This window comes from Brevundimonas sp. Leaf168, from assembly GCF_001423685.1.
Classification (GTDB): Bacteria; Pseudomonadota; Alphaproteobacteria; order Caulobacterales; family Caulobacteraceae; genus Brevundimonas; species Brevundimonas vesicularis_C.
Genome location: NZ_LMOY01000010.1, coordinates 141,610 through 161,199, shown reverse-complemented (window position 1 = coordinate 161,199; position 19,590 = coordinate 141,610). Strand labels below are relative to the sequence as shown.

The following is a 19,590-nucleotide window of genomic DNA, read 5'->3' as shown; positions in this document are numbered from 1 at the left end:
GTCAACGTTCAACCAGTCGCCAGTTCATGCCTCGCCTTCTCACCTACAACGTCCACCGCTGCGTCGGCACGGATCGTCGCCTGGATGTCGGCCGGATCGTCGCCGTCATCGCCGAGTTCGAGCCGGACATCGTCTGCCTGCAGGAACTGGATGTCGGCCGCGCGCGCACGGGCGGGGTCGATCAGGCCGAGGCGATCGCCGACGGTCTGGCCATGACCTCACGCTTTCACCCGGCGATGCGGGTCGAGGCTGAACAGTACGGCGACGCCATCCTGACCCCGCATCCCGAACGGCTGATCCGCGCCGGCGCCCTGCCGACGGTAAGCGGCATCCCGGGCCTGGAACCGCGCGGGGCGATCTGGTCGGAAATCGAGATCGACGGCACGGGCGTGAACGTCATGAACACCCACCTGGGCCTGGTCCCACGCGAGCAGCGGCTTCAGGCCGCCGCGTTGGCCGGATCCGGCTGGGTCGGCGGATGCGACGGACCGATCCTGCTGGCCGGCGATTTCAACGCCACTTCGATCACACGCCCCTATCAGACCCTATGCCGCAGCCTGCAGGACTGCCAGCGTCAGTTGGGCCAGAAGCCCAGCGTAAAGACCTTCCCGTCGGCCTTCCCCGCCATTCGCATCGACCACTGTTTCGTCAGCCCGCATATCCGCGTCCGCGCGGTGCGATCCGCCTTCTCGCCCCTGGCCCGGGTCGCATCGGATCACCTGCCGCTGATCGTCGATTTCGAGGTCGTTTAACCCGGCGCGTGACCGCCCTCGGACGCCGGTCGCGTGCGTTGCGAGCGGTTCAGACGCTTCCAAGGCCGCCAGGCGTCGCTGGACGACGTCGGGTCGCCCAGCTGCCATTCAGCGAACATCCGTTGAATTCGCGTCGGCGGCTCCGAGCCCAGCGGCTTCAGCCGATCGGTTTCGAAGTTGCAGATCGCCTGCCCCACCGAGCCGAAGACGCCCTCGACCGCCGCATAGTCCTCCGTTGCGACGCCTAGCCAATGGGCGATCGTCCGGTGACGGTGCGCCGTGATGAAGGCCCGACCGGCCGCATCGACAGGCTCGGCGGCGATGTCGCATTCTGTATCCAGGCCCATCGACCGGTTGTTCAGATTGGTGGACCCAATCCGCAGAAGCCGGTCATCGATGATGGTCACCTTGGCGTGGACGATGATCCGGTCGCCGTCGGCGGTCAGCGGGGCGAAGGCGAAAAAGCGGTTGTATTTGTCCGCCTGCTCCAGCCGGTGCAGCACCTCGGCCCGCGCCGTGTCCATGGTCATGCTGTCGAACCAACTCGGGCTCTTGGCGGTCGAGATGACGATGACCTGCGGTCCATCCACTTCGGCCAGTCGTTCGGCTAATGCGGCGGCGATGACCGGCGAGGTGAAATACTGGTTTTCGATATAGATCAACCGCTTGGCGCGCCTGATGGATTCCAGGTGCAAGGCCTCGCTCTCGCGCACCTCCTGACGCCCCGACCATTTCGGCTCTGTGCGGGCGATGCCGACGGGCACGTCGGTCATCTGCACCGGCACGCCGTCAGGCCAGGGATCGTCCTCGACCTCGTCCGCGATGGTGCGCTCCCACGTCGCCTTGAACCAGCGTTCGCGCGCCAGATCGCCCAGCGCACGCGCCGCAGGGCCGTCCATCACGCTCATCACCTCGTGACGCGCCTTGCAGATCAGACCGCTAGGCAGGGCGCGGCGCGGGTCGCCATCCAGATGTTCGTCCGAATCCCAGCGATCGGTCGAGATGTCGCCGCCGCCGCAGAAGGCCACCTTGTCGTCGATGACAACAACCTTCTGGTGATGACAGGCGCCGATAGGGCCAGGGGAATCGAGCCGGAACTCCACCATCCGCTTACGGAACCAGCGCTGCGCCTTGTGCGGATAGAAGCCTTGCGACGCGGCGATCAGCAGCGGCGATTTCCAGATGAGCAGTCGCACATCCAGGTCCGGCTTCTTCTTGACCAGCATCCGCAGCTGGCGACCGATCTCGGCCGATTTGTCGCCGGGCCGCGTCTCCGGGTCCAGATGGGTGCGCGGATCGAACTGCCATCCCAGCAGCACGATGGAGCGTTGCGCCTTGTGGATCGCAGACGACAGGGCGTCGAAATAGGCTTCGTTTTCCATCAGCACCGAAAAACGGTGCGCGACGGCGGACGTCCAAAGGGCGGGCCCCGGCTCCAGCAGACTGCCTTCGTAACTGTCGCCGGCTAAAGTCATGCGACCTATCTGTCTGATTCGCGTGACATGGTGTCGAAGCGCCTGCATCCTCCGTTCCACGCGCGTGTCCTTCGGTCAATCTTTCAGGGCGGGATTGTGACGTTCGCCGATTTGGCGCATAAGGAGCGTAGCCATACAGGCTGCGAGGGAGGGTAGAATGCAGGCGCTTGTCGAACTGATCGCTGGCTTCATCGCCCTGCTGGCCGCCGCCGTCCTGACGCAGTTCGGCGTCGACACTCACAACCCCAACCACGGCGACCGCGAAGTGCGCCGTGTGGTGGAGTGTCGGGACACCGGCTCCAACGCCACTCTGCTGTCCGACTCCAAGCGCGACTGCTGAACGCTGCGGCGCTTTGCGCGCTGCATGACGCGGTTCATCGACAGGTTGCGGGCTTGAGTCGGTTTCGTCCGCATCGATCATGCTCTAGGGTTTCCTCGGCGCTGTCGGACGCCCGCGTAGAGATCGAGTTTTTGAGCTTATGAAGTCTCCCAAACGGCCGCCGCTGAAGCTGACCGACGACGAGGCCGTCGCGCCGGTCGAGCTTTCGACCTCAGACGAAATGCCGGTCGATGAGGCGACACCGTCGCTCGACCCGATCCCCGAGCCTGATTTCGAAATCGTGCAGCCGACGTTCGAGCCGCCAATGTCCGAGCGCCGCCGCCGTCGCCTGGTGGAAGAGCAGCGGCAGGCCGAGGAACGCGCCCTTGCCGCCGAACGGGGCGCCGCCCCCGTCAATGCGAAACCGACGCCAGAGACTCCTGTCGATATGGCCGTCGCCGTCGGTCAGCCGCCCGCGCCGTTCGAGCTGTCCAAACCGCCCGCTGTGAAAACCGTTCAAGCCAAGGCCCAGGCCGAGCCGTCAGGACGCCACGCCTATGTGATCGCAGGCGTCGCCTCCGCCCTGTGGATCGGCGGCGTCGCATCCTGGGCTGCTTACGAGTTCGGCGCCGGCGGGGCGGAACTGGATCCGCTGCGGATCGCCATCTACGCCCTTATCGCCCTTGCCCCTGCGGGCTTGGCCATCATGCTGGCCCATGCCGTCCGACAGGGCGCCGGTCTGGCCGCAGAGACCCGTCGCGCCCGGCAACTGGCGGAGGCCTTGGTCGCCCCGACCGCCCTGGCCGCCCAGCAGACCGGCGAGGTGCTTCAGTCGCTGCGTTCCGACATCGATCACGCCACCCTGGCGGCGGAACGCGCACGCAACGACATGGCCCTGCTTCGAGAGGCGCTGGCCCAGGAGACAACGCGCCTGAACGAGGCGGCCGAGAACGCCGGCCGCACTGCGCGTCGTCTCACGGAAAACCTAGGCCGCGAGCGCGACCAGATGCAGACCCTGGGCATCCATCTGGATACGCAGGCGTCGGGCGTCATCGACGCCGTCGAGCGTCAGTCGCGAATGGTCGCTGACGCCTCTGATTTGGCTCAGGCGCAACTGCGTGAAGCCGAGGCCGCCCTCGCCGCGCGCGCCGCCGACCTCGCCGCCGCCGCTGGTGAAGCCCAAGACGCCGCCCGCGTGGCCTCCGACGATCTGGCGCGCCAGACCATTCGACTTGAGAACGCCGGTTCGGGCGTCGCCGAGCAGATCCAGTCCGTCGAAGAAGGCCTCAGCCAGCAGCGCGCCGCCCTGGTCACCGCCGCCTACGCCCTGCGCACCGATCAGGAGGACTTCTCCGCCCAGGTCGAAAGCCAGCGCGCTCAACTGATCGAACATCTTTCCGCCACGCGCAGCGCCGCGGGCGATCTGGATCGCACCACCCAGACCTCGGTCGAGTCCATGCGCGATCTGGTCGAGGCGGCTACCGACCAGTTCCGCGCTCTCGTCGACATGTCGCAACGCGAGGCCGACGGCTTCGATTCCGCCACCAAGCTCGCCCTGGATCGTTTCGAAGCCTTGGCGGCCGAGGCGCGCGACGCCCTTATGGAAGAGACGCGCCGCGCCCTGGAGCAGATGCGCGCCACGGCCGAGGATTCTCGCGCCGCCGCCGCCGACGCCGCCGAACAGGCGCGTCTGCGCACCGACCGCCTGGGCGAATCCTTGTTCGACGCGGCCCAAAAGGCCGACACCGCCGCCGACGCCCGCATCGCCGACGCCCGCCGCATCGTCACCGAAACGTCCGGCCTGGTCGAAGAGACCGGCGAGCGGATGGTCAGCCGCCTGGAAACCCTGGTCGCACGTCTCAACAACGCCTTGTCGGAAATCGACACCGCCGTCGCCGACATCGACGAACGCGCTGCGCGCCTGCCTCAGGAAGCTCGCGCCCGCGCCGACGCCGTGCGCGCCACGGTCGAGGAAGGCCTGGCCTCCCTTTCCGCCGCCTCGCGCAAGGCGGCCGAGGACACCGAGGCGCTGGATGTCGGCTTCCAGGATCGCGTGCGCCGAAACTACGACATGCTGACCGAGGCCGTGCGTCTGATGGGCGTGGTGTCGGGCGATACGACGCCGGCGCGTCGTCGCGAGCCGGCCGCAGAGATCGAAGCCCGGCCAGAACCTCGTCCCGAGCGCCGGACCGATCGCCCAACGCCTCCCGCCTCGCCGCCCGCCGAGGAGCGCAGGTTTGGTCTGCGCAGTCGCCTGCGGCTCGAGCCCGCAGAGACGCCCCCGCCGGCGACGGACAAGGGCCTGGATTGGAGCGATCTGATCGACGGCGACGACGACAACGAGGCGCCGCTGGAACTGGACACGCCCTCCCCTTCGCCTGCCGAGGCCGAGGCGCTGTCCGACCGGGTCGCCGCCGCCATCCGGCGCATGGGCGTCGATCCCAACGCCCTTCTGCCCCGCTCCCGCGTCGAAGAGGCCGCCCGCGCCTTCAGCAATGGCGACCCCGACGCCGCGCGTCAGATCGTGCGTCGCGTCGCGCCGGCCGCTGTCCGCAGCGTGTCTCGCCGTGTCCTCAGCGACGCCGAACTGCGCGCCGACGCCGAACGCTATGTCCGCAACTTCGCAGTCATGCTGAACGCTTCCGCCCGCGCTGGAGACAGCGCAGCGGTTCAGTCCAGCCTGGCGTCGGACAGCGGTCGCGCCTTCATGTTGCTGGATGCGGCGGTCGGCGACCTGGGCTAAGACTTTTGCGGACTTGACGGCGTCGGGAAGTTACAGCCTCTTGCACGTCACCGAACTGTCATGGATGGGGCTATGGCTGGCACGATGAACGAAATCGACAGTCGTGCCAGTGGTGATCGCCGCCCTGGCATCATCATCTGCGCCTATGATGGCGATGATGACGGATGGGACCTGGTCGAGGATCTGTCGGGCGAAATCTGGAGCCCCAGCGGGGCCCGCGCTGTGCCTATCGCCGCCGCCGATCCCGACGAACTCGCCTCGACCTTGGCCGCCCGTCTCGGCAGCGGGGAATGCCGGGCTGTCCTCTTGGTCGGACGCACGCAAAAGGGCGCAGGCTTCCGGGTCCAGATGCGCGCGGAAAACCGCACCCTCGACTACAAACACCGCCTGTCCAGCACCGGGCCGGGCGTGGCCCGCACCACGGCGCCCGTCGCCGACATGGTTCGCGCCCTGACCGCTGCCGGGCTGCAGGCCGACGCGTCGTCCGACATCGAAGAGGACGCCGGCTCCTACCTTCTTTACCGCGTGCTCTCGGACCTGCCGGATGGGCCGCTGACGCCGTCGATCGGCCTGCTGCGCGCGCCCGCCCCCGCCAATGAGGCGGCCGTGCGAAAGGGCGTCAAGGCCGCCGCCTCGGCCATGGCCAGCCACCTGACGCCGCTGCCGCGTGTCGGTTAACCTTCCTGCGTCGCAGACATCGACGACCTGGCGGTCTAGGGTTTTGAAATGACAGTGAGTCGCAACCTGATCGTCTTCGCCGCCCTGAATGGCGCCCTGGCCGTGGCGCTGGGCGCCTTCGCCGCGCATGGCGCCGGGCCGCAGATCAAGACCCTGCTGACCACCGGCGCCCAGTATCAGATCGTCCACGCCGTCTTCGCCTTCGCCTGCGCCCAATGGACAGGGGGCGGCGGGCTGGCGCGCCTTGCGGGCTGGCTCGGATCGATCGGCGGCCTGATCTTCTGCCTCGCCCTGGCGGCGATCGCCTTTCTTGGCGTGCCCGCGTTCGGCGCCGTGGCCCCGATCGGCGGCCTGTTGATGATCGCCGGCTGGCTCTGCCTGGCGTTTGCGGCCTTGCGTTCTCGCCCCTGATTTCCTCGTAGAAAGACCAAGCATCCATGGCCTTCCCCACGCCCGCCGAGCCGCGTCGTGTGCTCCACCCCGAGATCGAGGCCTATGCCTCGGGTTGGATGCCGACTGGAGGCGTGCATGAAATCTATTACGAGGAATCCGGCAATCCGCACGGCCTGCCGGTCCTGGTTCTGCACGGCGGGCCTGGCGGCGCGGTCAATCCGGGCATGCGCCGCTTCTTCGATCCGGCCGTCTATCGCATCATCATGTTCGACCAGCGCGGCTGCGGTCAGTCGCGGCCCCACGCCTCGCTGGAAGACAACACGACCTGGACCCTGATCGACGATATCGAGCGTCTGCGCGTCCTGTGCGGCGTCGACAAATGGGTCGTGTTCGGCGGGTCTTGGGGGTCGACCCTGTCGATGGCCTACGCCATCACCCATCCCGGACGGGTCATCGCGCTGCTGCTGCGTGGCATCTTCCTGCTGACGAAGAAGGAGTTGCACTGGTTCTATCAGGACGGCGCCTCGATGATCTTCCCGGACGCTTGGGAACGCTTCATCGCCCCCATCCCCGAGGCCGAGCGCGGCGACCTGATGGCCGCCTATTACAAGCGGCTGATCGGCGATGATGTCGCCGAGCGCGAACGCTGCGCCGTCGCCTGGTCCAGTTGGGAGGGCGAGACCGTCAGTGTCGAGGGCCCCAACGCCCGGCCGGACAAGTTCGCCGAGCCCGACTTCGCCGTCGCCTTCGCCCGGATCGAAAACTGGTTCTTCACCAACGCCGGCTTCTTCGAGGAGGACGGCTGGCTGCTGAAGAATGTGGACAGGATGCGGCATATCCCGTGCTGGATCGCGCAGGGCCGGTTCGACGTGGTGACGCCGATTTCAGGCGCCTGGGCGCTGCACCGCGCCTGGCCCGAGGCCCATCTGGACATCGTCGGCGACGCCGGCCACGCCTCGTCGGAACCCGGCATCGTCGACAGCCTGGTCCGCGCCGCCGATTGGGCCGCAAGCCTTCGGGCATGAAAAAGCCGCCGCGCAGGACAGCGCGGCGGCCTTTCCATTTCCACAAATCAGAACCGTTTTGCGGTTCGATTGTCGATGCTCCACGCGCCTGGGCCGGCGGTGAAGATGTACAGGAAGATAAAGCAGTACAGGATGGCCGCGTCGCCGCCGTTCACAGCCGGATACGGGCTGCTGGGGAAGTGGAACATCCAGTAGGCGACCGCCATCTGGCCCGAGGCGATGAAGGCGGCCGGACGCGTGAACAGGCCAAGGATCAGCAACAGGCCCGTGATCAGCTCGATCACCCCGCCGATGCCGAACAGCGATAGCAACTCCTGCTGACCGGGTTCGGCCCCGGCCGGAAAGCCGAAGACCTTGATGACGCCATGCGCCAGGAACAACAGACCGGCGACGATCCTGAGCGCCGCCAGGGCGCGGGAAGACCAGCCATTCGCTTGATTGAACATTCTCTTTCCTCGCCATTTTGATGCGGTTGTTCACGGTCGGATCGGGTCCGACCGTGAAGCTTGTTCCGAAAATCAGGCGGCGTCCACCAGCACGATCTCGGCGTCCGACAGCGCCTTGACCGTCACGACATCCTCCTGAGCGATGGCCGCGCCGTCACGGGCGTTCAGTCGGACGCCATTGACCTCGACCTCGCCCTTCGCCGGGACCAGATAGGCCCGCCGCGCGCCGCCTAGCGGATAGTCGGCGCTGTCGCCCGCCTTCAGCGTCGCCGCCACAATCCGCGCATCGGTGCGGATCGGCAGGGCGTCCCCACCGCTTTCAAGAGTATCGCCCTCAAAGCCCGACGCCAGGACCACGAACTGGCCTGACCGCTCGCCCTTGGGGAAGGGCTTGGTGCCCCAACTCGGCGCGTCGCCGCGGCGGGTCGGCTCGATCCAGATTTGGAAGATCCGGGTCAGGTCCGGCTCGGCGTTGTATTCGGCGTGCCGTATGCCGGTTCCGGCGCTCATCACCTGGACATCGCCCGCGACGGTGCGGCCCTTATTGCCCAGACTGTCCTCATGGGTGATGGCCCCGTCGCGGACATAGGTGATGATTTCCATGTCGGCGTGGGGATGCGGCGGGAAGCCGGTGCCGGCGGCGATCTCGTCGTCGTTCCACACCCGCAGATTGCCCCAGCTCATCCGCTTGGGATCATAGTAGTTGGCGAAGGAGAAATGGTGTTTGGCGTTCAGCCAGCCATGGTTGGCGCCGCCGAGGGATTCAAATGGTCTGCGCTCGATCATCGCACTCGTCCTTTCGCGTCGGAACCGTCCGACGCCTTTGCTTGACGCCAAGATAGAGATCGGCGACCGATCAGAAATAGAAACACCCGAAACTCATCGTTTCAGGACGCAAAGCCGCCCATGTCCCGCCTGCCCGATCTGGAAGCCCTGGCCATCTTCGCCAAGGTCGCCGACAGCCAATCCTTTTCCGCCGCAGCCGAGACGCTGGGCCTGTCCAAGGCGACCGTATCCAAGGCGGTCACACGCCTGGAACAGCAGCTGAAGACGACCCTGCTCCATAGGACCTCGCGCCGCTTCGCCCTGACCGATGCAGGGCGGACTCTGGCCGCCCGCGCCGCCCACATGCTCGCCGAGGCCGAGGGCGCGGTGTCGGAGGCGCTCGACATGTCGATCACGCCGCGCGGCGTAGTGCGACTGGCGGCGCCCATGTCGTTCGGCATGGCCTATGTGGCCCCGGCCCTGCCCGAGTTCCTCGCCACGCACCCGGACGTGTCGGTCGATCTGCACCTGTCGGACGAGGTCATCGATCTGGTCGGCGGCGGCTTCGATTGCGCGCTGAGGATCGCCGCCCTGGCCGATTCCTCGCTGACGGCGCGCAAACTGCGGCCTGTGGCCCGCGCCCTGGTGGCCTCGCCGTCCTATCTCGATCAGCGGGGTCGCCCAACCCATCCCGACGATCTGGCCCGTCACGCCTGCCTCGGTTACGCCTACATGCCCAGCCCGGACACCTGGCGGTTCAGCAATGAGGCGGGTGAAGAAGTGGTCGTGCATCCGCGCGGGCCGTTGCGCGCCAACAACTCCGACGCCCTGACGGCGTCGTTGTGTGCGGGTCTGGGGCTCTTTCCCCAGCCGGACTTCATCTACTGGAAGGACGTCGCCGATGGCCATCTCGAGACGGTGATGACCGACTGGCGGCTGCCGCCCATCGCCCTGCATCTGGTGGCGCCCAGCGGCGGACCGCGCCCGGCCAGGGTCACGGCCTTCATGGACTATCTGGCGGCGAAGTTCAGCGGACCGCTGTGGCCGGGCGATACGGTGGGGCGCTAACGCTCAACCGCACTTCACTTCGCGCACGATGTTGGTCGCCTCGTCATAGACGAAGTTCACCCGGTTCTCGCGATAGTCCATGGTCGCGGCGCAGGTGGTGCACAGCACGCGGAACGTCTGGCCGGCGGGCGCGGTCGGGATGGCCGAACGGTTGCGCCCCACGTAACTCTGATAATCTGAAACCTTACACGCCTTGAAGGCGGTGTCCGATCCGGGCGCAGGCTCGGCGGTGTGGACCGGCGCGCAGGCCGACACGGCGAAGGCGCCGGCGGCCAGCAGGGTGCTCACGATGATCTTCATGGTCGTCTCCTTGCGCCGGGCTCAGCCGCAGCGGACCTGTTCGATGATGCCGGTCTGTTCGTTGTAGAAGATGTTCAGACGATAGGCGGAGAAGTCCTGCGTCACCGGGCAGGTGGTGCAGGTCACTCGCCGGTTGACGACGTCCACGGGCACTGGGATTTCGGTCCGGGACTTGCCGACAAGATATTGCATCTCGCCGGCCTTGCACACGTCCTCCGTCTGGGCGGTCGGCATCCGGCTGCCGACGGGCGGATTCAACTGGGCCTGCTCGACCGCGCGCGGCGCAGGCGCCTCGGAGACCGGCGTGGAGCAACCGGCCAGCAGAACCAGTCCGATCAGGCCGCCTTTTCCCAGCGCCCTTCGTCCGTTTGACGCCAATAGGCCAGGTTCGCGCCCTGCCCCTTCAGCGCCTTCCAGCGTCCCCGCGCGTGTTGCAAAGCCGGCTCGTCGCGACCGTCGAAAATAATGAAGCATCGTTCGAACCCTTCCGTGCCGCCCAGTTCTGCGTCGTCGACTATGAACAGCGCCTGAGCGCCGTTCAGGTTCTCGCCCGTCTCGCTCAACAGCACAGGCTGACGCTCGGCATGGGGCTGATCCGCCCGGCCGTGGGGCAGGAAGCTGTCATCGCGAAACGTCCACAGCGTCTCGTCGACCTCATCCAGTCGATGCGAATGCGACGATTTGATCATGGCCCGCCAGCCCCGCTCGATCGTCTTTTCGAGCAGGGTTGGCAGCACCTGATCCAGCGATGAACGCTCCAGGTGATAGAACCAGATTTCGGGCTTGTCGCTCACCCGGCTCTACCTCCCGACCGATTAGCCTTCGTAGGAATCCGCGACCATCCGGTCCAGAGTCCGCACAGCAAAGCCGACGCCGCCTTCCGGCACGGTGGGGCTGGGGCTCTTGTTGGCCCAGGCCGTCGGGGCGATGTCCAGGTGCGCCCACGGCACGCCGTTGGTGAAGCGTTGCAGGAACAGGGCGGCGGTGATCGAGCCACCGGCGCGGCCGTTGCCGGTGTTCTTCACATCGGCGATCTTGGAATCGATGTGCTGCTCGTAGATGGACGGGATCGGCATACGCCAGAAGTTCTCGCCGACCTTCTTGGCCGCCGCCAGGATCGGATCGGCGACATCGTCGGAGTTCGAGAAGACGCCGGCGTAATCCAGGCCAAGGGCCACAATCATGGCGCCCGTCAGGGTGGCCAGGTCGATCATGAACTTCGGCTTGAAACGCTCCTGGGTATACCAGAGGGCGTCGGCCAGAACGAGGCGACCTTCGGCGTCGGTGTTGATGACCTCCACCGTCTGACCCGACATGGACACGACCACATCGCCCGGACGCTGGGCGTTGCCGTCCGGCATGTTCTCGACCAGACCCAGCACGCCGATGACATTGGCCTTGGCCTTGCGGTTGGCCAGGGCGATCATGGTTCCGGTCACGGCGGCTGCGCCGCCCATGTCCCACTTCATGTCTTCCATGCCGTCCGCCGGCTTGATCGAGATGCCGCCGGTGTCGAAGCAGACGCCCTTGCCGACGAAGGCCAGGGGCTGAGCGCCGGCTTCGCCGCCGTTCCACTTCATGATCGCAAGCTGGCTTTCGCGACGGCTGCCCTGGCCCACGCCCAACAGGGTGCGCATGCCCAGCTTCTCCATCTCGGCCTCGCCGAGGATTTCGACTTCAAGCCCCAGGCTCTCCAGCGCCTTCACCCGCTTGGCGAACTCGGCCGGATACAGGACGTTGGCGGGCTCGGACACCAGGTCGCGCGCGAAGATCACGCCGTCGGCCACCGCCGACAACGGCTCCAGCGCGGCTTCCGCGCCCCGCAGGTCGGTCGTGACCACGCGGATGGTGGTGATCGACGGAATCTGGTCGGCCTTCTGCGTCGTGCGATACTTGTCGAAGCGATAGGCGGCCAGACGCGCGGCGAAACCGACGCGGGCGGCCTGCTCAGGCGAAAGATCAGAAGCGTCGATCGTCAACACCTCGGCGCCCGACAGCTTGACCGCCGCATAGGCGTTGCCGCCGAAGGCCTCGACCGCCAGATCGTCCAGCTTGTCCTTGGCGCCGGCGCCGACCAGCAGCACAGCGTCCGCTTCGACACCCGCCGGCGCGGCGATGCTCAGGCTCTGGCCTGCCTTGCCGATGAAACGGCCCTTGCCCGCCGCCTTGGTCAGGGCGCCGTTGGCCTTGCCGTCCAGCGCGGTCCCAGCGGCGGTGAAGGTGCGATCTTCAAAAACCGGAACGGCCAGAATCTCGGCGGCGTCCACGGCGGCGACGAATTCGATCTTCATTCAATCAACTCCAGCCAGGCCCCACCCGGCGTCTGCAAACAGCAAAATGACAACGGCGCGTCTGCTTGTCGCGGACGCGCCCTGATGTGCTACTAGATGCGCCTCAATGTCGCCGCCTGCAACCGGGCGAAGTCCATCCGCCCATGACCCTGATTCAAAGATACCTTTTTCGCCAGATCCTGTTCCCTGTGATCGCCGCGTGCGCAGCGTTGGCGGGAATCGGGATTCTTAGCCAAAGCCTTGACCAACTCCAGGTCATCGTGGAGCGGGGTCAGAGCGTGTGGATCATGGTCAAGCTGACCCTGCTCGCTCTGCCGCAACTGCTGTCGGTGATTCTGCCGATCGGCCTTTTCGTCGGCGCCCTGATCGCCCTGACCCGTCTGCAACGCGAGCAGGAGCTGACGGCGGCCTTCGCCGGGGGCATGACCCGGTGGCAGGTCATATCCCCCGCCGCCCGTATCGCCGTGCTGGTCGCCCTGGTCACTCTGCTGGTCAATGTTTTCATTCTGCCTTGGGCGCAGCAGGAGGCGCGGCGACAGGCGTTCGACATCCGCACGGACCTCGCCGCCCTACTGGTCGAGGAAGGCCAGTTCGTTCAGGGGCCTGACGGCCTGACCGTCTATGTGCAGCAGATTGAGCAGAACGGCCTGTTGAAGAACCTGTTCGTCTATCTAGACGACAAAGACAAGGTCACGACTTGGAACGCGTCGGAGGCGCGCTTCAGCCGCGACGCCGGCGGCATTCCGATCCTGACCATGATCGACGGCTCGGCCCAGCGCTATTCGTCGGGTGGCGTACTGGAGACGCTGTCGTTCGGGCGATACGATTTCTCTCTCGCGCCCTTCGTGGGGGTGACCGACACTATTCGCTACAAGCCGACCGACCTCTATCTGCGCCAGCTGCTAAACCCGACGGCCAAGGTGCTCGAGGTCGCCGGCTCGCGTGGCGAACTGCTAGCCGAGGCGCATTCTCGGCTGGCCTCGCCGCTCTACGCCATGGTCGCCATGGCCCTGGCGCTTTCGGCCATTCTGGGCGGCGCCTTCAGCCGCACCGGCTATACGTTGCGCATCGCCAAGGCGGCGGGCCTGTTCCTGGTCCTGCGCGTCGTTGGCTATGGCCTTGTCGCCGCCAGCGCCTGGAACGGCTGGATGAATGTGCTCCAATACGTCGTGCCGATCGTGGCCATTGTCGTCGCCCTGCGAGTTCTGTTCCGCGCGCTGAAGCCGCGTCGCAGCCGGACAACCGCCGCCCTGCGCGATTTGAAGGCCAAGTTCGCATGACCGCCGTCGTCGCCTCCGCCCGTCGTTCGCCGGATATCCCCCGTCTGGGTGGGATCGAACGCTATGTGCTGGTCCAGCAGCTGAAATCGCTGGGCGTGGCCCTGGCCGTGATCTCGGCCCTCGTCATGCTGATCGACTTTGTCGAGGTCTCGCGCGGCGTCGGCTCGGCGCAGGATTTGTCGGCCGTGCGCATTTTCGGCCTGGTGCTGCTGAAGTCGCCCTCGGTCATCGTGCAGTTGATGCCGTTCGTCTTCCTGTTCGGCACCCTGTCGGCCTTCATCAGCCTGAACCGACGCAGCGAACTGATCGCCATGCGCGCGGCGGGCGTCTCCGCCTGGCGTTTCGTGCTGCCGGCGGCCGGCATGGCCTTCGTCCTGGGTGTGCTGACCGTCACGGTCTTGGGTCCGATGGCCTCGGCCGGCGACGGTCTGTGGCAACGCGAGCGCGCGCGGATTTCCGGTACAGCGCCCGGCGGCGACCCCAAGGAGGCGATCTGGCTGCGCGAGGGCGACGATCAGCGTCAGATGATCATCCGCGCCGGCCAGCAGGACCGCGCCAACGCCCGACTGTTGAACGTCAGCTTCTTCATCTACACGACCGCGCCCGGCGGCGGCCGCACCTTTTCCGAGCGGATCGACGCCAAGTCGGCTTCGCTGAACGCCGGCAGCTGGCGCCTGACGGACGCCGTCGGCGCCCAGATCGGCCAGCGCGCCGTCACCTATTCCAGCCTGACCCTGGTTTCCAGCCTGGCGGACGACGAGGCCTTTGATCGTTTCGCTCGACCGCAGGCCACGCCCTTCTGGTCGCTGCCCAACCAGATCAGCCGAATCGAGAACGCCGGCTTCACCTCGACCGCCTATCGCCTGCGCTTCCAGCAACTTCTGGCCACGCCGCTCGTGTTCGCCGCCATGTCCATCCTGGCCGCCGCCTTCTCGCTGCGGCTGATGCGATTGGGCGACCTGGCGCGCATGAGCGTGGCGGCTGTCGTGCTGGGCTTCGCCTTCTTCTTCCTGAACCAGTTCTCGTCGGCGATGGGATCTGCCGAGGTCGTGGCGCCCTTCGTCGCCGCCTGGCTGCCGCCTGTTCTTACCGCGCTCGCAGCCTTGACCTTGCTGTTCTATACCGAAGACGGCTAATCGGGCGCTCGCTCCTCAGACTACGGATGGCCTATGCAGGGTGATCGGCGCTTCGACGCTTTCAAAGCAAGGCTTCTCGCCGGTGCGGCCCTGGTCGCCTGCGCGCCCTTGGCGACGCCCGCATGGGCGCAAACGACCCCTCCGGCCGCCGCCGCGCCTTCCGATGGCCTGCCGCCCGAAGCGGTCTATGTCGATGCCGACAATGCGCGTCGCGAAGGCGACAACATCATCGTCAGCGGCACGCCCGAGAACCGAGCCTATGTCCGCACGCGCGGTCATGTGCTGCGCGGGGAGAACCTGTCCTATGATCTGAACGCCGGTTCGGCGACGGCCGAGGGCCGCGTCGAGGCCATCGCGCCCGACGGCACCGTGGTCTACGCCAGCCGTCTCGAGCTGGACGAAAACCTGGAGACCGGCGTCGCCGTGGATTTCGCCACGCGTCTGGCCAACGGCGCCAGCCTGATGGCCGCAACGGCTGTGCGTCGCAGCGAGAACGTCAGCGAACTGAACTACGCCCGCTTCACACCCTGCCCGATCTGCGACGATGGCGGTCCCAAGACGCCGACCATCTCGATCCAGGCGGAAAAGGTGACGCAGGACGAGCAGTTGCGCGCGATCCTGTATCGCAACGCCGTCTTCTATATCGGGCCGGTGCCGGTCTTCTACACGCCCTTCTTCGCCCACCCCGATCCCTCGGTGGAGCGGGCCTCGGGCTTCCTGGTGCCGATCGTCAACTATGACGAGGGTCGCGGCGTCTCCGTCGAGGTGCCCTATCTGCACGTCGTATCGCCGTCCGAGGACTGGCTGATCAGCCCGCAGATCAACACCAGGGTCGCGCCGCTGCTGAACTTGCAATGGCGGCGACGGTTCGCCAACGGCATGATCGTGGCCCGCGGCGGCTACACCTACGAGCGCGAGTTCGGCGACTTCGATCGAGACGGCGACGGCGATTTCGAAAGCAACGTCAAGTTCGGCGATCGCGAACACCGCAGCTATCTGTTGTCGCACGGCGAGTTCGATCCGGATGGCCCATGGCGGTTCGGCTTCACGGCCGAGCGCACCTCGGACAAGACGCTGTTCGATCGCTACGACGTGCGCTCTCCGTATCAGGACAACGGCCTCTATTACGGCGACCGCCGTCGTCTGATCAGCCAGATCTATGCGGAACATCAGACCGATCGGTCTTACGTTTCGGTCGCGGCGTTCTCGATCCAGAGCCTGCGTCTGAACCCAGCCTTCGCCGCGACGGACTTCCGCGACGCCAATGGCTTCAAGGTGTTCGAGGACGACGACACCCTGCCCTTGGTCGCCCCGCTGATCGATGCCCGCTGGGAGCCGCGCGAACTGGTCTTCGGCGGCCGGCTGCGCGTGAAGGGTTCAGCCGTCTCTCTCTACCGCGACGCTTTCGTCGGTGCGCCGATCTTGAATCCGGAGATCGTCCCGCCCGTCACGACAGGTCTGGCCGGCGTCGACAGCCGCCGCATCACGGGCCAGGTGGAATGGCGACGGGCGATCATCCTGCCGGTCGGCATGCGGGTGGAGCCGTTCGTTGATACGCGCGTCGATCTCTATTCCATGTCCGACCTGCCGCCGATGATGGGTGTCGATAGCGACGAGACGGTGAGTCGATCCAGGTTCAGCGCGGGCGTGGACGTCGCCTATCCCCTGATCAAACGCATCGCCGACGCCGACATCATCCTGGAGCCGGTGGGTCAGTTCTCGGTCTCCAACAAGGTCAGCCTGGACCGCCGCATTCCCATCGAGGACTCCCAGGTTCTGGAGTTGGACGAATCGTCGCTGTTCCGCATGGATCGCTTCTCCGGCTACGATCTGCTGGAAGGCGGCGCGCGCGTGACGGCAGGCGGTCGCGCCACCATCCGCTGGGCTGAAGGTCGCAAGGCCAGCCTGTTCGTGGGACGCAGCTATCGCTTCGATCAGCAGGACGACTTCAAAACGTCGATTCCCGACGATCCCGCGCGTCTCTATGACCCGACGGGTCTGGCGTCCGAGACCTCCGACTGGGTGGTCCAGGGCGACTTCTCGCCGTCGGATCGCATACGCAGCTGGTTCCACGCCACGGTGGATGGTTCGGGCGAGGTGCGCCGCGCCGAGGCGGCGCTGGACGGTCGCTGGGGTCAGCGCAATCTGGCCACCGTCAGCTACATTCTGGATCAGTCGAACCCAGTCGACGGGCCCCTGAACCGCAACTATGAATTCGTCCAGCTGGCGGGCCAGCAGTTCGTCTTCCAGAACTGGGGCTTCACCGTCGCCGGCATCGCCGATCTGGACCAGAACGAGATCACGCGATCCGAAGTCGGCGTGCTGTTCGACGACGACTGCTTGCGGTTCGAGCTGGGTTATCGGCGCGACAACACCCGCGCACGGCCCGGCGGCCCGTCGGAAGGCATCTATGTGCGCCTAAACCTCGCCACTTTCGGAGGTTCAGGTTATGGACAGGGCGATATGCGTTGAGCATGCCGCTTTACGGGGCGCGACCGCCTGCCGGCCTGGCTGGCGGACCGCTGTGAGGAATCAGGACGACCAATGGGTTTGATGCGTTATTCGACGGGGGCTGCGCTCGCGGCAGTCCTCCTCGCCGGTTCGGCCTATGCCCAGACGGCGCCGGCTCCGGCACAGACCCCCACGCCCGCGCAAGGTCCTGCGGCCGGCGCGCCGAATCCTGCGGCTGAAGAGGCGCCGACGACGGCGCGCGCCGAGCCTCAGTTCGAAATGGCCGACGGCATCGTCGCGACGGTCAACGACAAGATCATCACCGGCTATGACCTGCGTCAGCGCATGCTGATGTTGATCGCCTCGTCCCAGGTCCAGCCGACCGAGCAGAACCTGCCCGCCATTCAGCAGGCCGCCCTGAACGCCCTGATCGAGGATCGCCTCAAAGATCAGGAGATGGCCAAGTTCGAGAGCCTGAAGGTCACGGACGAGGAAATCGACGGCGAGATCGCCGAAATGGCCCGCGCCGCAGGCACGACGCCGCAGGCCTACATGCAGTTCCTGCAACAGGGCGGCATCCAGCCCGCCGCCTTCCGCGACAATCTGCGCACCCAGATCGGCTGGAGCCAGCTGATCCCGGGCCGCTTCAACAGCCGCGCCCGCGCCAGCACCCTTCAGGTCGATCAGGAAGTCCGTCGGCTGAACGACGCGGCCTCCAAGCCCCAGTTCCTGCTCGGGGAAATCTACATCGACGCCGCCCGCGTCGGCGGCGCGCAGGCAGCCTTGAACGGCGCCCGCCAGCTGGTGCAACAGATCATCCAGGGCGCGCCGTTCCAGGCCGTCGCCCAGCAGTTTTCCGCCGCCCCCTCGGCCAGCGCCCGCGTCCCAGGCGATGCGGGCTGGGTCGTAAAGGACTCGCTCCAGCCGGCTGTGCAGTCAGTGCTGGAACAGCTCCAGCCGGGCCAGCTGTCCAACCCCATCGTCGTCGATGGCGGCGTCTACATCCTCTACCTCCGCGACAAGCGTGACGGCGCCTCGACCAGCCTGGTTTCGCTGAAACAGGTCATGGTCGAACTGCCTGAAACCGCATCGGAGGCCGATGTCGCGGCCGCGACCGCCAAGCTGGAAGGTCTGCGCAACGGCCTGACGTGCGACAACATCATCTCCCAGGCCCGCGCGACCCAGGGCGTCCTTGGCGCTGACCTCGGCGAATCCGATGTCGCCAACCTGGCGCCCCAGTTCCAGCAGTTCGCGCGCACCGGCGAAATCGGCTCGGTCTCGACGCCGATCCGCACCCCGCTGGGCCTGCACCTGGTCGCCGTCTGCGGTCGTCGCGTCGGCGGGCCGGAAGCGCCGAACCGTCAGCAGGTCGAAAACCGTCTGCGCGCCCAGAACCTGGCCGTGCTGGAGCGCCGCTATCTGCGCGACCTGCGCAGCGACGCCCTGATCGAGTTCAAATGAGCCCAGCGGTCGCGCCTCTGGTTCTGACGCTGGGCGAACCCGCCGGCGTCGGGCCGGAGATCGTGGCCGCCGCCTGGAAAGCGTTGCGCGCCGACCAGACGCCCTTCGCCGTCATTGGCGATGCGGCGCTATTGCGCTTGCAAGGCGTTGCTGTGGCCGAGGTCGGGGCTCCCGGCGACGCTAGTGGCCTGTTCGGGTCCGCGCTTCCCGTCATCCATCGCCCCCTCCCCGCGCCGGTCTTGGTCGGATCGCCCGATCCGGCCAATGCCTCGGCCGTGGCGGACGGCATCGAGGAGGCGGTCAGCTTTGCCCTGTCCGGCGAGGCGTCCGGCGTTGTCACCGCCCCGATCGCCAAGGCGCCGATGTACGCCTCGGGCTTTCGCTTTCCCGGCCATACCGAGTTCATCGCCGAACTCACCGCCGATGCGCCCTACGCCGGCACGCGCGGTCCGGTGATGATGCTGACGGCCCAAAACCTGCGTGCCTGCCTCGTCACCATTCACGTCGCCCTGGACCAGGTGCCGGAACTGGTCACGGCCGAGCGTGTCGCCCGCACCGCCCGCGTCGTCCACGAAAGCCTGAAACGCGACTTCGCCATCGCCCGCCCGCGCCTGGCCATGGCAGCCCTGAATCCCCACGCGGGCGAAGGCGGCGCCTTGGGCCTGCAGGAACTCGACATCCTGATCCCTGTCGCCGAACAGCTCCGCGCCGAGGGGATCGACATAACCGACCCCAGACCCGCCGACACGATGTTCCATGACGAGGCGCGCGCCACCTATGACGCCGCCATCTGCATGTACCACGACCAGGCCCTGATCCCGGTCAAGACGCTGGACTTCTGGGGCGGGGTCAATGTCTCCCTCGGCCTGCCAATTATCCGCACCTCGCCCGATCACGGCACCGGCTTCGACATCGCCGGTAAGGGCGTCGCGCGTCCGGACAGTCTGATCGCCGCCATTCGCCTGGCATCGGAGATGGCGGCCGCCCGCGCCGCGCGCTAACAGGGC

Annotated in this window: 19 protein-coding genes; 12 read left to right on the top strand and 7 right to left on the bottom strand. The window is 66.7% G+C overall.

The genetic code is table 11. The annotated features are described in order from the left end of the window. The first annotated feature begins 26 nt into the window (after positions 1–26). On the top strand, positions 27–752 hold the full coding sequence (locus ASF81_RS11545) for an endonuclease/exonuclease/phosphatase family protein (protein WP_055808690.1): 726 nt from the start codon (positions 27–29) through the stop codon (positions 750–752). On the opposite strand, the gene ASF81_RS11540 is transcribed toward ASF81_RS11545, so the two are convergent. Then, complete coding sequence (locus tag ASF81_RS11540) at positions 749–2,227, bottom strand: phospholipase D-like domain-containing protein (protein ID WP_055808688.1); 1,479 nt, start codon at positions 2,225–2,227, stop codon at positions 749–751. The two genes, ASF81_RS11545 and ASF81_RS11540, sit on opposite strands and share 4 nt — an antisense overlap. A 157-nt stretch (positions 2,228–2,384) precedes the next feature. Here ASF81_RS11540 and ASF81_RS11535 point away from each other — a divergent pair, with 157 nt between their 5' ends. From ASF81_RS11535 to pip, 5 genes are all read left to right on the top strand, one after another. Next, entirely contained in the window at positions 2,385–2,567 is a 183-nt protein-coding gene (locus tag ASF81_RS11535) for a hypothetical protein (protein WP_055808686.1), read from the top strand. A gap of 139 nt (positions 2,568–2,706) precedes the next feature. Beyond that, complete coding sequence (locus tag ASF81_RS11530; RefSeq protein ID WP_055808684.1) at positions 2,707–5,289, top strand: hypothetical protein; 2,583 nt, start codon at positions 2,707–2,709, stop codon at positions 5,287–5,289. Between the two features lie 72 nt (positions 5,290–5,361). Continuing rightward, a complete protein-coding gene (locus ASF81_RS11525; protein ID WP_082503548.1) occupies positions 5,362–5,967 on the top strand; it encodes a hypothetical protein in 606 nt (201 codons plus the stop codon). A 48-nt stretch (positions 5,968–6,015) separates the two neighbouring features. Next, positions 6,016–6,378 carry a DUF423 domain-containing protein gene (locus tag ASF81_RS11520; RefSeq protein ID WP_039247990.1) on the top strand — a complete coding sequence of 121 codons (363 nt, stop codon included), beginning with the start codon at positions 6,016–6,018 and terminating at the stop codon, positions 6,376–6,378. 26 nt (positions 6,379–6,404) lie between these two features. Beyond that, positions 6,405–7,385 (top strand): prolyl aminopeptidase, encoded by a 981-nt coding sequence (gene pip, locus ASF81_RS11515; RefSeq protein ID WP_055808682.1) that lies wholly within the window; start codon positions 6,405–6,407, stop codon positions 7,383–7,385. Between the two features lie 47 nt (positions 7,386–7,432). On the opposite strand, the gene ASF81_RS11510 is transcribed toward pip, so the two are convergent. Next, positions 7,433–7,831 carry a DoxX family protein gene (locus ASF81_RS11510; protein WP_039247985.1) on the bottom strand — a complete coding sequence of 133 codons (399 nt, stop codon included), beginning with the start codon at positions 7,829–7,831 and terminating at the stop codon, positions 7,433–7,435. 72 nt (positions 7,832–7,903) lie between these two features. Then, the gene (locus ASF81_RS11505) at positions 7,904–8,617 is read right to left on the bottom strand and encodes a pirin family protein (protein WP_055808681.1); all 714 of its coding nucleotides are present in this window, start codon (positions 8,615–8,617) and stop codon (positions 7,904–7,906) included. 120 nt (positions 8,618–8,737) lie between these two features. Here ASF81_RS11505 and ASF81_RS11500 point away from each other — a divergent pair, with 120 nt between their 5' ends. Then, positions 8,738–9,664, top strand: a complete 927-nt coding sequence (locus tag ASF81_RS11500) for a LysR family transcriptional regulator (RefSeq protein ID WP_055808679.1) — start codon at positions 8,738–8,740, stop codon at positions 9,662–9,664. Between the two features lie 3 nt (positions 9,665–9,667). On the opposite strand, the gene ASF81_RS11495 is transcribed toward ASF81_RS11500, so the two are convergent. The 4 genes from ASF81_RS11495 to ASF81_RS11480 are packed head-to-tail and all read right to left on the bottom strand — an operon-like array spanning position 9,668 to position 12,255. After that, the gene (locus ASF81_RS11495; protein WP_055808677.1) at positions 9,668–9,964 is read right to left on the bottom strand and encodes a hemolysin; all 297 of its coding nucleotides are present in this window, start codon (positions 9,962–9,964) and stop codon (positions 9,668–9,670) included. Positions 9,965–9,985: 21 nt separating this feature from the next. After that, a complete protein-coding gene (locus ASF81_RS15470) occupies positions 9,986–10,342 on the bottom strand; it encodes a hypothetical protein (RefSeq protein ID WP_174085785.1) in 357 nt (118 codons plus the stop codon). After that, the gene (locus ASF81_RS11485; RefSeq protein WP_055755192.1) at positions 10,300–10,758 is read right to left on the bottom strand and encodes a DNA polymerase III subunit chi; all 459 of its coding nucleotides are present in this window, start codon (positions 10,756–10,758) and stop codon (positions 10,300–10,302) included. Before ASF81_RS11485 ends, ASF81_RS15470 begins: the two co-directional genes overlap by 43 nt. 21 nt (positions 10,759–10,779) lie before the next feature. Then, a complete protein-coding gene (locus ASF81_RS11480; RefSeq protein WP_055808675.1) occupies positions 10,780–12,255 on the bottom strand; it encodes a leucyl aminopeptidase in 1,476 nt (491 codons plus the stop codon). Positions 12,256–12,398: 143 nt separating this feature from the next. Here ASF81_RS11480 and ASF81_RS11475 point away from each other — a divergent pair, with 143 nt between their 5' ends. From ASF81_RS11475 to pdxA, 5 genes are all read left to right on the top strand, one after another. Next, positions 12,399–13,535 carry an LptF/LptG family permease gene (locus ASF81_RS11475; protein ID WP_055808672.1) on the top strand — a complete coding sequence of 379 codons (1,137 nt, stop codon included), beginning with the start codon at positions 12,399–12,401 and terminating at the stop codon, positions 13,533–13,535. Next, a complete protein-coding gene (gene lptG / locus ASF81_RS11470; RefSeq protein WP_055808670.1) occupies positions 13,532–14,671 on the top strand; it encodes an LPS export ABC transporter permease LptG in 1,140 nt (379 codons plus the stop codon). Before ASF81_RS11475 ends, lptG begins: the two co-directional genes overlap by 4 nt. A gap of 33 nt (positions 14,672–14,704) precedes the next feature. Beyond that, complete coding sequence (locus ASF81_RS11465; RefSeq protein WP_055808668.1) at positions 14,705–17,143, top strand: LPS-assembly protein LptD; 2,439 nt, start codon at positions 14,705–14,707, stop codon at positions 17,141–17,143. Between the two features lie 72 nt (positions 17,144–17,215). Next, positions 17,216–18,583, top strand: a complete 1,368-nt coding sequence (locus ASF81_RS11460; protein ID WP_235559344.1) for a peptidylprolyl isomerase — start codon at positions 17,216–17,218, stop codon at positions 18,581–18,583. Beyond that, positions 18,580–19,584 (top strand): 4-hydroxythreonine-4-phosphate dehydrogenase PdxA, encoded by a 1,005-nt coding sequence (gene pdxA, locus ASF81_RS11455; protein WP_055808666.1) that lies wholly within the window; start codon positions 18,580–18,582, stop codon positions 19,582–19,584. Before ASF81_RS11460 ends, pdxA begins: the two co-directional genes overlap by 4 nt. Positions 19,585–19,590: the final 6 nt, after the last annotated feature.

What these genes read in the sequence shown, in the direction of transcription:
- lptG (WP_055808670.1), top strand. Translation starts at nt 13,532, where the DNA reads ATGACCGCCGTCGTCGCCTCCGCCCGTCGTTCGCCGGATATCCCCCGT.
- ASF81_RS11460 (WP_235559344.1), top strand. Translation starts at nt 17,216, where the DNA reads ATGGGTTTGATGCGTTATTCGACGGGGGCTGCGCTCGCGGCAGTCCTC.
- ASF81_RS11465 (WP_055808668.1), top strand. Translation starts at nt 14,705, where the DNA reads ATGCAGGGTGATCGGCGCTTCGACGCTTTCAAAGCAAGGCTTCTCGCC.
- ASF81_RS11480 (WP_055808675.1), bottom strand. Translation starts at nt 12,255, where the DNA reads ATGAAGATCGAATTCGTCGCCGCCGTGGACGCCGCCGAGATTCTGGCC.
- pdxA (WP_055808666.1), top strand. Translation starts at nt 18,580, where the DNA reads ATGAGCCCAGCGGTCGCGCCTCTGGTTCTGACGCTGGGCGAACCCGCC.
- ASF81_RS11520 (WP_039247990.1), top strand. Translation starts at nt 6,016, where the DNA reads ATGACAGTGAGTCGCAACCTGATCGTCTTCGCCGCCCTGAATGGCGCC.
- ASF81_RS11535 (WP_055808686.1), top strand. Translation starts at nt 2,385, where the DNA reads ATGCAGGCGCTTGTCGAACTGATCGCTGGCTTCATCGCCCTGCTGGCC.
- ASF81_RS11530 (WP_055808684.1), top strand. Translation starts at nt 2,707, where the DNA reads ATGAAGTCTCCCAAACGGCCGCCGCTGAAGCTGACCGACGACGAGGCC.
- pip (WP_055808682.1), top strand. Translation starts at nt 6,405, where the DNA reads ATGGCCTTCCCCACGCCCGCCGAGCCGCGTCGTGTGCTCCACCCCGAG.
- ASF81_RS11505 (WP_055808681.1), bottom strand. Translation starts at nt 8,617, where the DNA reads ATGATCGAGCGCAGACCATTTGAATCCCTCGGCGGCGCCAACCATGGC.
- ASF81_RS11495 (WP_055808677.1), bottom strand. Translation starts at nt 9,964, where the DNA reads ATGAAGATCATCGTGAGCACCCTGCTGGCCGCCGGCGCCTTCGCCGTG.
- ASF81_RS11540 (WP_055808688.1), bottom strand. Translation starts at nt 2,227, where the DNA reads ATGACTTTAGCCGGCGACAGTTACGAAGGCAGTCTGCTGGAGCCGGGG.
- ASF81_RS11545 (WP_055808690.1), top strand. Translation starts at nt 27, where the DNA reads ATGCCTCGCCTTCTCACCTACAACGTCCACCGCTGCGTCGGCACGGAT.
- ASF81_RS11475 (WP_055808672.1), top strand. Translation starts at nt 12,399, where the DNA reads ATGACCCTGATTCAAAGATACCTTTTTCGCCAGATCCTGTTCCCTGTG.
- ASF81_RS11525 (WP_082503548.1), top strand. Translation starts at nt 5,362, where the DNA reads ATGGCTGGCACGATGAACGAAATCGACAGTCGTGCCAGTGGTGATCGC.
- ASF81_RS11510 (WP_039247985.1), bottom strand. Translation starts at nt 7,831, where the DNA reads ATGTTCAATCAAGCGAATGGCTGGTCTTCCCGCGCCCTGGCGGCGCTC.
- ASF81_RS11500 (WP_055808679.1), top strand. Translation starts at nt 8,738, where the DNA reads ATGTCCCGCCTGCCCGATCTGGAAGCCCTGGCCATCTTCGCCAAGGTC.